The sequence below is a fragment of the Halalkalibaculum sp. DA384 genome, from assembly GCF_043951955.1.
GTDB lineage: Bacteria > Bacteroidota > Rhodothermia > Balneolales > Balneolaceae > JAMQKA01.
The window spans coordinates 22,822-37,082 of the sequence record NZ_JBINJE010000008.1; the positions used below are offsets into that span (position 1 = coordinate 22,822).

The following is a 14,261-nucleotide window of genomic DNA, read 5'->3' on the forward strand; positions in this document are numbered from 1 at the left end:
AGAATACTACAAGGCATGCAGCTTAATTCTCGTGAAGAATACAGGTTAACTATTCCCGCCCTTCCATTATTAACAAATTGCTAATTTTTTTCCTGTCAGTACATAAATCTCTTTATAGAAGCATAATCCTGCAACAATAGTTTTTTAAATCCGCTCTCCTACCTTCTCCCGTGAAGCTTGCAGCATTAGCTGTTCCCATTAAATCATTTCCAACATTCAAACATCATTCTTTTAAATAGTTAACGATACAGGACATTGTGTTATGAAAAAATATCTGCTTTCATGCTTACTCTTTCTCTCCTTTACAGCGGGAGCTCACGCTCAAGAGTTTCAGTTATCCGGTACGGTAACTGATGCAACTGCTCGCTCCCTGCCGGGGGTGAACATCATCGAAAAGGGAACTGCCAACGGCACGTCTACTGATGCCGATGGCAACTACAGCCTGACGGTTCAACCGGGTGATACGCTGGTATTTTCATTTATCGGGTATGAAACCAGGATGATCCCGGTTCTTGAACAAACGGCGGTGCTGGACGTTACCCTCCATGAGTCCAGTACCGAAATAGGACAGGTTGTGGTAACGGCTCTTGGACTATCCCAGGTGAAAGAAAAAATTGGCTACTCTACCCAACAAATTAACACTGAATCGATCACCAACACGAGCGCCCAAAACCTGGGAAACTTATTCACGGGCAAGGTGGCGGGGCTATCGGTAGCCAACCCAACCGGCATGTTCCAGGAGGCACAATTTAGCCTGCGTGGCAAAGAGCCCCTTATCGTACTGGATGGCGTTCCGATAAAATCGGACCTGTTTGATATCTCCAAAAGTGACATTAAGGAGATCAACGTATTGAAGGGTACAGCCGCCTCTGCCCTCTACGGGGCCCGGGGCAAAGATGGAGCTATCCTTATTACCACAAAAGATGCCAGTACACAGGGTTTGAAAATCGACCTCACAACCAGCGCCATGGTATCAGCGGGCTATACCGTATTTCCGGAATACCAGGACCAGTACGGCAACGGTTCCAATGGCAATTACGAATTCTGGGACGGAAATGGCGGCGGAGTTGCTGACGGCGATATGATATGGGGACCAAAATTTGAGGAGGGAGTTAAAATACCACAGTGGAACAGCCCGATTCTCGACACCCAGACCGGTGAGACGATTCCCTGGTGGGGAACGGTAGAGGGTACGAAGTATGATGACAAGTCGCGATATGAGCGGGTTCCCATCGCATGGGAGTCTCACGACAATCTCAAGTCATTTATGCGCCCGGGGATCATTCCCAGTACCGATTTTTCCATCGCTTTTGGAGGTGATAAAAGTCAATACCGGTTTTCCGGAAATTATACCTACCAGCAGGGACAAGTCCCCAATACCGGGCTGAACAGGGGCGGTCTTAGCTTTGCCTCCACTTTTGAACTGAGTCAAAATATTACCCTCGAGAGCAAACTTTCTTATAACAAGGTCTATTCCCAAAACTACCCGGCGTATGGATACGGTCCGAACAACCATATCTACACCCTCCTGATCTGGCAGGGTACCGATGTAAACCCGCAGGATCTGGAGAACCATCTGTGGGTGCCGGGTCAAGAGGGTTATACCCAGGCCAACTGGAACTACGCCTGGTACAATAATCCCTATTTCGGGGCGTACAATCGCAACCAGGAGTATGATTCAAACGTGTATCGCGGCCAGCTTCGCCTCGAATGGGACATTACCGAAAATCTGAGCATCCAGGGAAGATCCGCTGTGAACCAAAAAGACCGGTTTGAAGACCAGGAACGCCCCAAATCATACCTGCGGTACGGCGATCCGCGCGATGGCTTTTACAAAACGTGGAATACGGCAGAGCTCCTGGCTGACAACGACCTTCGCGCCAGTTACCAACAGACCGTGACCCCATTTTTGGATATCGACATAACCGGCGGGGGAAACGTGGTGTACCAGGAGTTTGAGGAATACTATAATTCTACCGACGGCCTGATTGTGCCCGGCGTATACAGCCTGAACAACACCAAGCGAAATGTGCTGGCCTCCACGCTGGTCCGCAAAAAGTCGATCCACAGCCTGTATGCCACTGCTAATTTTGATCTTTTTGACGCATTCTACCTGAACGTGTCAGGTCGCAACGATTGGTCATCTACCCTCCCGGAGTCCAACAACTCCTACTTCTACCCTTCAGCATCACTGAGCGTAATGGCGTCAAACCTTGTGACACTACCTGACGAGATCGATTTTTTGAAATTCTATTCCTCGTGGGCGAAGGTATCAAGCGACCTGGATCCCGATTTTACCAATCCTTATCAAATTGAGACCTACTATCAAAAAGTGGGTGATTTTAACGGAAATCCACAGCTGGCCTATCCCTCCAACCTGGCCAATCCCAACATAGAACCCCAGCAGTCGATCTCCACGGAACTGGGTATTTCTGCCGGACTTTTGGATCACCGTCTCAATTTTGAGGTGACCTACTACAATATTTTGGATAAAAACCAGATCATTAACCTGCCGGTTTCGAATGCCTCCGGATTTAACAGCCGCAAGGTGAACGGTAACGAATACACCACCAACGGGTGGGAGGTTGTGGTCAATGCCGCTCCTTTTCGCAGCCCGCAATTTGGCTGGGATATTACGGCAAACTGGTACACACAAGTTCGGCGGCTGACCAGCATCTACGATGGGCAGCAGCGTTTTAACAACCTTTCAGTCGGTGAACGGGCCGACAACTACTACACCACCGGCTGGCTCAAGTCGGCCGACGGACGGCTTGTACTGGATGAAGAGACCGGACTGCCCACGCAGGATCCCTATCCCCAGTTGAAAGGGCACCGAAATCCCGACTGGCGATTTGGCCTGCAGAACTCCTTCCGTCACAATAAATGGTCGCTGAGCCTCGGCGTAGATGGTGCCGTTGGCGGACTCATGCGCTCGCTTACCGTAGAAAAGATGTGGTGGGGCGGCAAACATCCGGAATCGGTAACCTGGAGAGATGAAGAATATGCGGCGGGTCACCCGGTGTACGTTCCGGAAGGGGTGAATGTAACAAACGGCGAGCTGATCCGCGATGCCAACGGGAATGTAATCAACGATACACGGGAATATAAAGAAAACACCACTGCGGTAGGCTGGCAGCAATGGGCCCAAAACTATCCATACCGGGCCGGGGTGACCCAGGATGAAAGTGAAAAATTTGCCAATATTTTTGACCGCAGTTTTATCAAGCTGCGCAGTCTTTCTCTTTCATACAACATCAGCGGACTGTTTGCAAACACCGGTATCGAAAATGCCAGCGTTACCGCATTCGGCTACAACTTGGCGATCCTGAAGTCAGCCAAAATTATAGATCCCGATTTTGGAAATGATAACGACCTGCAGGATCCCTCCACCCGCTATATCGGACTGAAAGTTGATCTCTCCATATAACAGAGGTCTTCAAAACCAGGAGTTTTCTCCAAGCTCAATCCCTGATTGAATTCGAAGCCGCAGCGTATACTACAAAAGTGAGAATTTCGAATGTGCAAAAATGCAGGAATTGGGCAACACAACGGTTTTACAAAAAACCTCCAATAATAATATCGTATATCACAACAGTTAAACCTTGCAAGACAATGAAACATATTCTGTTAATCGTTTTATCACTGAACCTGCTGCTCACCGCCTGCACCGACTTAAGCGTGGTAGGGGAAAATCCCAACAACGTATCCCAGGCTCCGCCTCAATTGCTGCTCACCCAGATAGCCTCCGATGCATTTCAGGTCGCCGGCAAAAACCCGCAGTATGCCAGCCGCATGATTGTAAGTACAGCAGTGGAAAATGAGATCCAGTATTACAAGTGGGGGCGGGGTAACTTTGATGATTATGACCGGCTGCGAAATATCACCAAGATGATAGAAGAGGCCAACCGGACGCAAAAGCCGGCCTATGAAGCCCTGGGAAGATTTTTTCGCGCCTATTACTTCTACAATTTAACCCTCCGGTTTGGAGATATCCCCTATTCCGACGCACTCAAAGCGGAATCAGAAGCTGTCTACGCACCGGAATATGATCCCCAGGAGCAGGTCTTCAGCGGTATCCTGGATGAGCTTCAAACAGCCGATCAGCTGCTTAATGCCGATGATATCATCGAAGGAGATATCATTTATGGGGGAGACGCCTCAAAATGGAAAAAGCTGATTAACTCCTTTCGGCTGAAGGTGCTGATCACGCTCTCTAACAAAACTGATGGCAGCACCATCGACATCGTGAGCCGGTTTGCCGATATCTATGCAAACCGTCCCCTTATGGAATCGATCGGGGATAACGGGCAACTGGAATTTTTCGACCAGATCGGCAGCCGGTACGGAGAGTTTAACGACAGCGATTACGGTTCCAGCATGTACATGGATTCCACCTTTATCAAACGGCTGCAGGACCGGGAAGATCCCCGTCTTTTTATTTATGCCGCCCAAACTAAAAATGCCAGGGAACAGGGACTCGCAATCGATGACTTCTCAGCCTATGAGGGTGGGAGACCGACGGGGCAGTACAGCTATAATGATGACAAGGCAGCGGCTGGAAATATTTCAAAGGTGGATCCCCGGTACTATTCCAATCCAACCAACGAGCCCCACGTATTGCTCGGGTACCCCGAACTTCAGTTTATCCTGGCCGAGGCAAGCGTACGGAGCTGGATCGGCACCAGTGCAAAGGCGCATTACGAAAACGGCATCCGGGCAAGCTTCGAATTTTACAACACGTATGCCGAGAATTATGCCTCATTTCTGACAAGCCAGGCGGCAGACACTTACTTGCAAAACGGCCTGGTATCCCTGGACAATGCCGCAACCAGCGAACAGAAAATAGAGCGGATTGTCACGCAAAAATACCTGCAATCTTTTCTGCAGGGTGGATGGACCCCGTATTTTGAGCACCTGCGCACCGGGTATCCCTATTTTATGGAGCCCTCCGGCGGCGCCCCGCCCACCCGCTGGATCTACCCGCAAAGCGAATATCAAAATAATAATGCCAACGTATCGGCTGCCATTGAACGGCAATTCAGCAGCGACAACATTCGGGCTGTCCCGTGGTGGCTGAAATAAGCTGCTATTTTAGGAGCGTTAAGCTAATTTCCATAACGTGAAAGATTCCTCACTTAAATCATATATCATAAAAGAGATCTGATAATGAAATATATTAATTCACTTCCCCCTGTCCCGGCTTTAGTTCTTATCGTACTACTCGCAGGACTGGTACAACCTGTCCATGCACAGGATTCCGGGCAGGAGAAGATTTTCCTGATAACGTTAGATGGACTTCGCTGGCAGGAGCTGTTTACCGGGGCCGACCCCAAATTGATAACTCATCCGCAATACGTTTCAGACACCACGTCACTGAAAAAGAAATACTGGCGGGCCACGCCGGAAGCGCGGCGCCGTGTACTAATGCCTTTTGTATGGAACAACGTGGTGGAAATGGGTCAGATTCACGGCAATCGTCGGTACGGCAGCAAGGTTAACCTGACCAACTCCATGCTGTTCTCCTATCCCGGCTACAACGAAATCTTGACAGGGCAGGCTGACGACCAGCGGATTAACAGCAATGATAAAATTCCCAACCCGAATGTGACCATTTTGGAGGAGCTGAACCAGTCGGCTGAATACCGCGGCAGTGTAGCCGCATTCGGTAGCTGGGACGTATTCCCCTATATTATCAATGAACAGCGAAGCGGGGTGCCGGTCAATGCCGGTTTTGAGAAAGCCGCAGACGAAAACCTTACCGAGATCGAGCGGTTTTTAAACCGCATGCAGCCCCACACGCCCAGCCCGTGGGGATCGGTGCGGCTCGACATGTTTACCCATAACTACGCGCTTGAATATATCAAGCGGAATCAGCCCGATATTGTGTATATCGCTTATGGAGAAACCGATGACTTTGCCCACGACGGTGACTACGATGCCTATCTTAATTCGGCTCACAGCACGGATGCATTTCTTCGGGAGCTGTGGGAGTATACCCAGTCGAATCCCTATTACAAAAACAGGACCACGTTCATACTGACCACTGACCACGGGCGCGGCACCACCCCGGTCGATACCTGGCGAAGTCACGGTTCTGACATTGAAGGAGCCGACCAGGTATGGCTGATGCTGTACGGTGCCGGAATAGAGCCGACGGGTGAAATGAAAACAGAGGAGCAGCTCTACACCCCGGTTGTCGTGGATAAGATCCGGTCGATCCTGGAATAGCTCCTAATGCTCACGATAATGTATGAAAAAATAATGCAACCTGATGGCAGGCAGTATCTTACATCATATATTACCGCCTTTTGGGTTGACAGGGTGTAAAGCGCTGCGAGATTTGCCCTTCCAGCTGCGTAATGGGAACATCACCGGCTCAACGTACGACGACGGTACGTCTGCGCGGCCATTTTCCCTTTGCCTTGCTGAAGAATAAATTCTTGGTGAGATCAAGGCTAGCCAGGATTTAAAGCCAGAGACCGGTCATTCTATATTACCGGGCCCGCTTCCATGAGCTCCCTGCTGGCCGAGTCCCGGTATTGCCCAAAATTATTCTTGAACAGTTGGCCCAGTTTTCGAGCCTGTTTATCATATGCAGCCGGATCATCCCAGGTGTCTCGCGGCTGAAGAATTGCTGCGGGCACATTTGGGCACTGGGTGGGAATCTCAAAACCAAACACCTCGTCACTGGTAGTCGGAACCCGTTCCAGCTCGCCCCCATGGATAGCATCAACAATAGCACGTGTATGTTTAAGGTCAATGCGGTGGCCCTCTCCATGCGGTCCGCCGGTCAGCCCGGTATTGACCAGCCAGGCGCTTGAGTTGTGGGTTCGCATCTTATCTGCCAGCATTTCTGCATACTTGCTCGGTGGCCACGCCAGGAAGGCTGCTCCAAAACAGGCAGAGAAGGTAGCTTCCGGCTCGGTTACGCCCATTTCCGTGCCGGCGACCTTTGCAGTATACCCGCTGATGAAGTGATACATCGCCTGTTCTGCGGTCAGCTTGCTTACGGGAGGAAGCACGCCGAACGCATCATAGGCCAGGAATATAATATTCTCGGGGTGACCACCGGTGCAGGGGATTTTGGCATTTTGTATATATTCGATCGGATACGAGGCCCGCGTGTTTTGCGTGATGCTGGTGTCGTCAAAATCCACCTCGCGCGTTTCAGGGTCATATCCCACGTTCTCAAGCACGGTCCCAAATCTGATGGCATCGTATATCTCCGGCTCCTTCTCCTTCGAGAGGTTGACCGTCTTGGCGTAGCATCCCCCCTCTATGTTGAACACTCCCTCCTCGCTCCAGCAGTGCTCATCATCACCAATGAGCCTGCGGATGCTGTCAGCTGAAAGCGTGGTTTTACCGGTTCCGGAAAGACCAAAAAAGAGCGCCACGTCCCCGGAGGCCCCTTCATTGGCGGAACAGTGCATGGAGAGCACGTTTTTCCTGGGCATCAGGTAGTGCATAACCGTAAAAATTCCCTTCTTCATTTCCCCGGCATACTCGGTGCCCAGGATTATCATCTCCCCTGTTTTGAAGTTGACGTCCACGCTGGCATCCGAGGTCATCCCCTCGGTGAACCGGTTGGCGGGAAATTTACCGGCGTTATACACCACAAAATCGGGCTCCCCGAAATGGGCAAGTTCTTTTTCAGTGGGACGAATAAGCATATTGTTCATAAACAACCCGTGATAGGCGCGCTCGGCAATAATCCGGACTTTGAGCCGGTAGTCGGGAGCCCACCCCGCGAACCCGTCCACCACATAGAGCCGTTCCCGGGTATTAAGGTAGTCGGTCGCCCGCTGGCGGTTAATATTAAACGTATGCTCGTCAAGAGGAATATTTACATCTCCCCACCAAATCTCGTCTTCAAACTCATCTACGGCCACCACCCGCTTGTCGGCCGGGCTCCGCCCCGTGCGCTTTCCCGAACGGACCACCAGCGCCCCTTCGTCGGTGATAGCCGATCCCCTGTCGTGCCGAATCGCCTCCTCGTAAAACCGGGCCGGTACTGCATTCCTGATTATATTTGGTACGGAAATATCGTGCTTTGATAAATCCAGGTGCTGTTTGGTCATAATACCCTGTATTGATTTTAGTCGTGAATTCATTATGATGACCACACGGTATCATATTTGGTATATAGGAATTAATCATGAATATCATGTTAACACCTCCACCGGGCATCGTTTGAGATATCCATTATCCACTATTCTCCGATAACGCTGTTGACGGTGAAGTGTTGAATTAGTATAAAGGAAAGATAACACACGAACTAAATACTTTTTATCTATGATACAGCGAAGATCAGTTGCCATAATCGGGACCGGAAATGTTGGCACCGCGGCGGCCTATGCCATGTTTAACCAGCGGACCGTCAGTGAAATTATACTGGTGGACCTGGACCGAGAACGGGCGCAGGGTGAAGCGATGGATCTGATGCACGGTCAGCTGTTGGTCGGAAATGTAACGGTCCGGGCAGGCAGTTATGAAGATCTGGCCGAAACCCAGGTCGTGGTTGTAACGGCGGGAGTAGGCCAGTCGTCGGCCTCGGAGTCGCGGCTTGAGCTGCTCAACAGGAATACTGAGGTATTCCGCGATATTATCGGGAAGCTGGACCAATACGCCCCGGACGCCATCCTGATTATTGCCACCAATCCCGTGGATATCCTAACCTACGTCTCCCAGAAACTTAGCAGCCGACCTTCGCAGCGTATTTTCGGGACCGGAACCCTGCTGGATACCGCCCGTTTTCGTGCACTCATTGGCGACTATTACGATGTGGATCCCCAATCTGTGCACGCCTACATCCTGGGCGAACACGGCGATTCAGAAGTCCCGATCTGGAGCCAGGCCAACATCGGAGGCAAACCGATCCGCAACTCCGTGGTGATGAACAGGCATTTTAAACGGGAGGTGATGGAATCGATCTTTGACGACGCAAAAAATGCGGCCTACAACATTATCGAAAAGAAAGGCTACACCAACTCCGCCATCGGTGTGGTGATTGCACGTATCGTAAAGGCGATTCTGGAAGATGAGAAAAGCGTTATTCCGATCAGTGTGTACTGGGATGGAGAATACGGTATCGAGGATGTGTGCATGAGCCTGCAGTGTGTAGTGGGTAATGAAGGAGTGGTCAACCGTATCCTCCCCGAACTGGACAAGAAAGAGATCGAAGGACTTCGCAACTCGGGCCGTGTTTTAAAGGAAAACCTCCAGAGCATTGATATTTGACTTGACATGGCTAACTTGATTACTGCAAAAGTGATTAGCCTGCATTTCTCACCAAGAAATTGGTTTGAATGCAAGGCGATGGTGGAAATCGGGACCGAACATATCGTTATACATTGGTGAGCGATTTTCACCATCAACGCAGCATACGAGACAATTTCGCAGCTGGCTACACACTGTAATAGTATTTTTGGTTTTGAAATAAATGTAACTCACTACATATCAGAGCTTTTAAAAATTATAAAATTTTTCTCGTGAGAAATGCAGGTTTAAAGCCGCAAAGCTTGCTGAGTAAAAACAGAAAAGGCCCCCAATTAAGAGGGCCTTTTCCAATAGTTATTGGGGACCTTTGCAGAACCTGCTATGTTGTTGGGAGGTGGTTGTACCACCGACCTTATTGATCTTTAAACGGGAGTACAACGCCCTTCAAACGAAGAATTGAGGAGGTACAAAGCCCTCAACTGGTGATTGAGGCCCTGCATCAGAACCCGAGATCGGCTTGATTATACCGTCTCATCCTCCTCTTCATTCACCACGCGCGTGACAGCAGCAATCTGCCCCTCTTCATCGAGGCGCATAATCCGGACGCCCTGAGTATTGCGGCCCATTGTACGGATACCGCCGCAGTTCATGCGGATTACTTTACCCTGTTCAGTGATAATCATCAGATCATCTTTGTCTGATACCTCTTTCAGAGAGATCAGGTTGCCGGTTTTCTTGGTTACTTTCAACGTAATAACGCCTTTTCCACCCCGGCTCTGCTCGCGGTAATCTTCTACCAGCGAACGTTTGCCGTATCCGTTTTCAGAGATTGCCAGTACGGTCGCTTCATGCGTATTCTTAACGACGACCATATCGACCACTTCATTGTTTTTGCCGAGATCCATCCCTTTAACGCCGGTGGTGTTTCGGCCCATATCTCGGACCTCTTCTTCGTGGAAGCGGATCGCTCTTCCCTTTTTGCTGGCAAGAATAATATTGCTCTGCCCGTCGGTAAGCGCAGCTTCGAGAAGTCCATCCCCCTCTTGTATATTAATTCCAATGATACCATCGCGGCGCGGCCGACTATAGGCTTCAAGCCTTGTTTTCTTAACTTTACCCTGCTTGGTGGCCATGATGATATAGTTGTTGTTAATATATTCCTCATCCTCCAGCGTTTTGACCGGGACAAACGTCTTGATGGAGTCATCCTTGTCAATATCGATCAGGTTAACAATTGCGCGACCGCGCGACAGGCGCGATCCCTCCGGTATCTCGTACACCTTTAGCCAGTAGCACTGTCCTTTTTCGGTAAAGAACAGGATGTAGTTGTGGTTGGTTGCCACGAACAGGTGCTCCACATATTCATCATCGCGGGTAGAAGTGCCTTTCATTCCCTTGCCGCCCCGTTTCTGGCGCCGATACCCGCTTACGGGCATGCGCTTGATAAATCCTTTGTTGGAGATCGTAACCACTACATCCTCATCGGCGATCATATCCTCCACGCTGAAGTCATCCGCCGAGTGAATGATCTGTGTGCGACGCGGATCGCCATACCGATCTCTGAGTTCCGTGATTTCTTCCCGGATAATCGCTTTCTGGCGATCCCGATTAGACAGTATATTACGGTAATCGGCAATTTTTTCGGTAATTTCGCCGTATTCAAGATCGATTTTATCCCGCTCAAGTCCCGTCAGTTTCTGCAGCCTCATATCCAGAATTGCCTTTGCCTGGATGTCGGTCAGGGCAAACTTGCGGCGCAACTCGCGGTTCGCCTCATCAGGACTGTTTGAGCCACGGATCGTTTTAATAACCTCATCGAGGTTGTCGAGCGCAATTTTGAGTCCTTCAAGAATATGAGCACGGGCCTCCGCCTGATCCAGATCATAGATCGTGCGCCGAATAATAACATCGATGCGGTGCTCTACATAATGATGTATCAGATCCTTCAGGTTCAGCAGCTCCGGGCGCCCTTTCACCAGTGCAATATTAATGACGCCAAACGTCTGCTGCATCTGGGTATACTTATACAGCTGATTCAGGACAATGCCCGCGTTGGAATTGCGCTTCAGCACAATAACAATTCGCATTCCCTCGCGATCCGATTCATCACGAACCTCGGAGATCTCCTCGATCTTGTCGTTCTGAACCAGTTTGGCAATTTTCTGGATCAGCGTGGTTTTATTAACCTGATATGGAATTTCGGTCACCACAATCTGCTCGCGGTTGCCCCTTAGCTCCTCGGTACTGGCCCGGGCCCGCATGGTGATTTTCCCTCTTCCTGTCTCGTAGGCCTCTTTCACCCCGTCATACCCGTAGATTATTCCGCCGGTCGGGAAATCAGGCGCCTTTATGTGCTCCATCAGTTCGCTGATCTCAATATCCGGGTCATCGAGGTAGGCCAGTATCCCATCGATCACTTCTTCAATATTATGGGGCGCCATATTGGTTGACATCCCCACCGCAATACCGGACGCGCCATTGATCAACAGGTTCGGCAGCATGCTCGGCAGGACCGTCGGCTCCTGGAGTGTGTCATCAAAGTTCGGCTGGGTGTCTACCGTATCTTTGTTGAGGTCAGTGAGCATCTCTTCGGCAATGCGCTGCATGCGCACCTCGGTATACCGCATGGCCGCAGCGCTGTCACCGTCAATCGAGCCAAAGTTTCCCTGCCCGTCAACAAGCGGGTAGCGCAGGGAGAAATCCTGCACCATTCGTACAATGGTATCATACACCGCCGAATCGCCGTGCGGGTGGTATTTACCGAGCACCTCACCGACAATACGAGCACTTTTCTTATAATTTCGGTTATGAAGCATGCCCAGCTCACTCATGCCGTACAATACGCGGCGGTGAACCGGTTTTAGGCCATCCCGTGCATCTGGAAGCGCACGCGATACAATTACGGACATCGAGTAATCGATGTACGATGACCTCATCTCTTCTTCAATTGAAATAGGTACAATCTTCTCTCGGGCCATTTAGTAGATGTTTTTCAGTTTCTGGTTTGAAAATTATTTCCTTAAATACAGCAAAAACCTCCAAGGATTCAGAAACCTTGGAGGTTTCAAAATTCATACTCTACACATCAAGCGTGGCGTACTTGGCGTGGCTTTCAATAAATTCGCGCCGGGGTTGCACATCATCCCCCATCAAGCGGGAGAACAGCTTGTCGGCAGCCGCAGCGTTTTCGACCGTCACCTGCTGCAGCGTTCGGGTTTCGGGGTCCATTGTTGTTTCCCAGAGCTGCTCGGGATTCATCTCCCCAAGTCCCTTGTAGCGAGAAACGTCGAATTTATAACGCGACTTTTTATGCTCTTTGACCAGTCTGGTGCGTGTTTCTTCATCCCATGCATATTCAATATTCCCGCGACTGTCGGTAATGCGGTACAGTGGAGGCGTGGCGATATAGACGTGACCACCCTCGATAAGCGGTTTCATATAACGATAAAAGAAGGTAAGCAACAGCGTGCGAATGTGAGATCCATCCACATCGGCATCGGTCATGACAATAATTTTATGATAGCGCAGATTTTCTAGCTCAAAATCCTCTTCCGAGTGTCCCACGCCGGCGCCCAGTGCCGTAATCATCGCCTGGATTTCGTTGTTCTCCAGGATACGGTTGATCTTCGCTTTTTCCACATTCAGAATTTTACCGCGCAACGGCAGTATCGCCTGGAAACTCCGGTTGCGCCCCATCTTGGCGGACCCGCCGGCCGAGTCGCCCTCCACCAGGTAAATTTCGCAGTGCTCCGGGTCGTTGATGGAACAGTCGGCCAGCTTGCCGGGCAGTCCACCACCGCTCATGGCGCTTTTGCGCTGGATAAGCTGCCGGGCTTTCCGTGCTGCTTCACGGGCTTCGGCCGCCAGGATCACCTTCTCCAAAATCTTTTTGGCGGTCTTTGGATTTCGCTCCAAATACTCATTCAGCTGATCGTACACCACAATTTCAACGGCGCTCTGTACCTCCGAGTTGCCGAGCTTTGTTTTTGTCTGGCCTTCAAATTGCGGTTCAGGCACCTTCACACTCAGTACCGCCGTCATTCCTTCGCGGAAATCTTCGCCGGAAACACTGAATTTCCCTTTCAGCAGGTTGTTATCCTCGGCATAACGCTTTAACGAACGGGTAAGCGCACGACGAAAGCCGGAAATATGCGTACCGCCCTCGCGCGTGTTAATATTATTAACGTAGGAGTGGACATTCTCGGCATATGAATCGTTGTAATGGATCGCCAGCTCCACCGGGACCATATCAACCTCGCCCTGGATGTAGATCGGTTCTGCCATTAATGACTCCCGCTCTTCATCGAGGTAGCTGACAAAATCCTTTACCCCGCCTTCGTAGTGGAACGTATCCTCGATAATATCTTCAGGGTCGCGATCATCGCGCAGATATACGGTAATCTCCGGGTTCAGGAACGCCAACTCCCGCATCCGGTCCGCAATAATATCGTACTTGAATTCCAGGCTCTGGGTGAAAATTTCGGGATCCGGCATAAAGGTAATGATGGTACCGGTTTTATCTGTTTTTCCCGTCTCCTTCAGCGGTTCAAGTACGCCCCCTTTGGCAAACTTCATTTCATAGACTTTTCCATCGCGGTGCACCTCGGCGTGAAAACCGGAAGAAAGGGCATTCACGCAGCTGACCCCCACCCCGTGAAGTCCACCGGAAACCTTGTATACATTCTTGTCAAATTTACCGCCGGCGTGCAGCTTGGTCAGTACCACCTCAACGGCAGGTATGCCCAGCTTGGGATGCTCATCCACCGGGATGCCGCGGCCATTATCCGAAATGGTGATCGATCCATCCTCATTGATAATAACACTAATTTCATCGCAGTAGCCGGCCAGTGCCTCGTCAATAGAGTTGTCAACCACCTCATTGATAAGGTGGTGAAGCCCGCGCTGACCAACATCTCCTATATACATTGCAGGTCGCTTCCGAACAGCCTCAAGACCCTCTAAAACCGTAATATTTTCCGCCTTGTAATCCGATACTTGTTTTTCAGCCATATATAAGGGGTTGAATAGTGGTTAAAATAATCGTT

General features: G+C 50.3%; 7 protein-coding genes. 4 read left to right on the top strand and 3 right to left on the bottom strand.

Annotated elements, in window-relative coordinates:
* Window positions 1–262: 262 nt before the first annotated feature.
* The 3 genes from ACG2E4_RS06625 (at window position 263) to ACG2E4_RS06635 (ending at window position 6,228) form a co-directional block, all read left to right on the top strand.
* On the top strand, window positions 263–3,427 hold the full coding sequence (locus ACG2E4_RS06625; RefSeq protein ID WP_395276063.1) for a SusC/RagA family TonB-linked outer membrane protein: 3,165 nt from the start codon (window positions 263–265) through the stop codon (window positions 3,425–3,427).
* Window positions 3,428–3,612: 185 nt separating this feature from the next.
* On the top strand, window positions 3,613–5,082 hold the full coding sequence (locus tag ACG2E4_RS06630; RefSeq protein ID WP_395276064.1) for a SusD/RagB family nutrient-binding outer membrane lipoprotein: 1,470 nt from the start codon (window positions 3,613–3,615) through the stop codon (window positions 5,080–5,082).
* Window positions 5,083–5,166: 84 nt separating this feature from the next.
* A complete protein-coding gene (locus ACG2E4_RS06635) occupies window positions 5,167–6,228 on the top strand; it encodes a sulfatase-like hydrolase/transferase (RefSeq protein ID WP_395276065.1) in 1,062 nt (353 codons plus the stop codon).
* Between the two features lie 260 nt (window positions 6,229–6,488).
* Here the strand turns inward: ACG2E4_RS06635 and pckA are convergent, their stop codons facing one another.
* Window positions 6,489–8,078, bottom strand: coding sequence for a phosphoenolpyruvate carboxykinase (ATP) (pckA, locus tag ACG2E4_RS06640; protein ID WP_395276066.1), 1,590 nt, complete (start codon window positions 8,076–8,078; stop codon window positions 6,489–6,491).
* Window positions 8,079–8,292: 214 nt separating this feature from the next.
* Here pckA and ACG2E4_RS06645 point away from each other — a divergent pair, with 214 nt between their 5' ends.
* Window positions 8,293–9,237 (top strand): L-lactate dehydrogenase, encoded by a 945-nt coding sequence (locus tag ACG2E4_RS06645; protein WP_395276067.1) that lies wholly within the window; start codon window positions 8,293–8,295, stop codon window positions 9,235–9,237.
* A gap of 500 nt (window positions 9,238–9,737) precedes the next feature.
* On the opposite strand, the gene gyrA is transcribed toward ACG2E4_RS06645, so the two are convergent.
* A complete protein-coding gene (gene gyrA, locus ACG2E4_RS06650) occupies window positions 9,738–12,194 on the bottom strand; it encodes a DNA gyrase subunit A (protein WP_395276068.1) in 2,457 nt (818 codons plus the stop codon).
* A gap of 100 nt (window positions 12,195–12,294) precedes the next feature.
* Window positions 12,295–14,226 (bottom strand): DNA topoisomerase (ATP-hydrolyzing) subunit B, encoded by a 1,932-nt coding sequence (gyrB, locus tag ACG2E4_RS06655; RefSeq protein WP_395260189.1) that lies wholly within the window; start codon window positions 14,224–14,226, stop codon window positions 12,295–12,297.
* Window positions 14,227–14,261: the final 35 nt, after the last annotated feature.

Excerpts from the sequence above, each read along its gene's own strand:
- ACG2E4_RS06625 (WP_395276063.1), top strand. The coding sequence starts at position 263 with ATGAAAAAATATCTGCTTTCATGCTTACTCTTTCTCTCCTTTACAGCG.
- ACG2E4_RS06630 (WP_395276064.1), top strand. The coding sequence starts at position 3,613 with ATGAAACATATTCTGTTAATCGTTTTATCACTGAACCTGCTGCTCACC.
- ACG2E4_RS06635 (WP_395276065.1), top strand. The coding sequence starts at position 5,167 with ATGAAATATATTAATTCACTTCCCCCTGTCCCGGCTTTAGTTCTTATC.
- pckA (WP_395276066.1), bottom strand. The coding sequence starts at position 8,078 with ATGACCAAACAGCACCTGGATTTATCAAAGCACGATATTTCCGTACCA.
- ACG2E4_RS06645 (WP_395276067.1), top strand. The coding sequence starts at position 8,293 with ATGATACAGCGAAGATCAGTTGCCATAATCGGGACCGGAAATGTTGGC.
- gyrA (WP_395276068.1), bottom strand. The coding sequence starts at position 12,194 with ATGGCCCGAGAGAAGATTGTACCTATTTCAATTGAAGAAGAGATGAGG.
- gyrB (WP_395260189.1), bottom strand. The coding sequence starts at position 14,226 with ATGGCTGAAAAACAAGTATCGGATTACAAGGCGGAAAATATTACGGTT.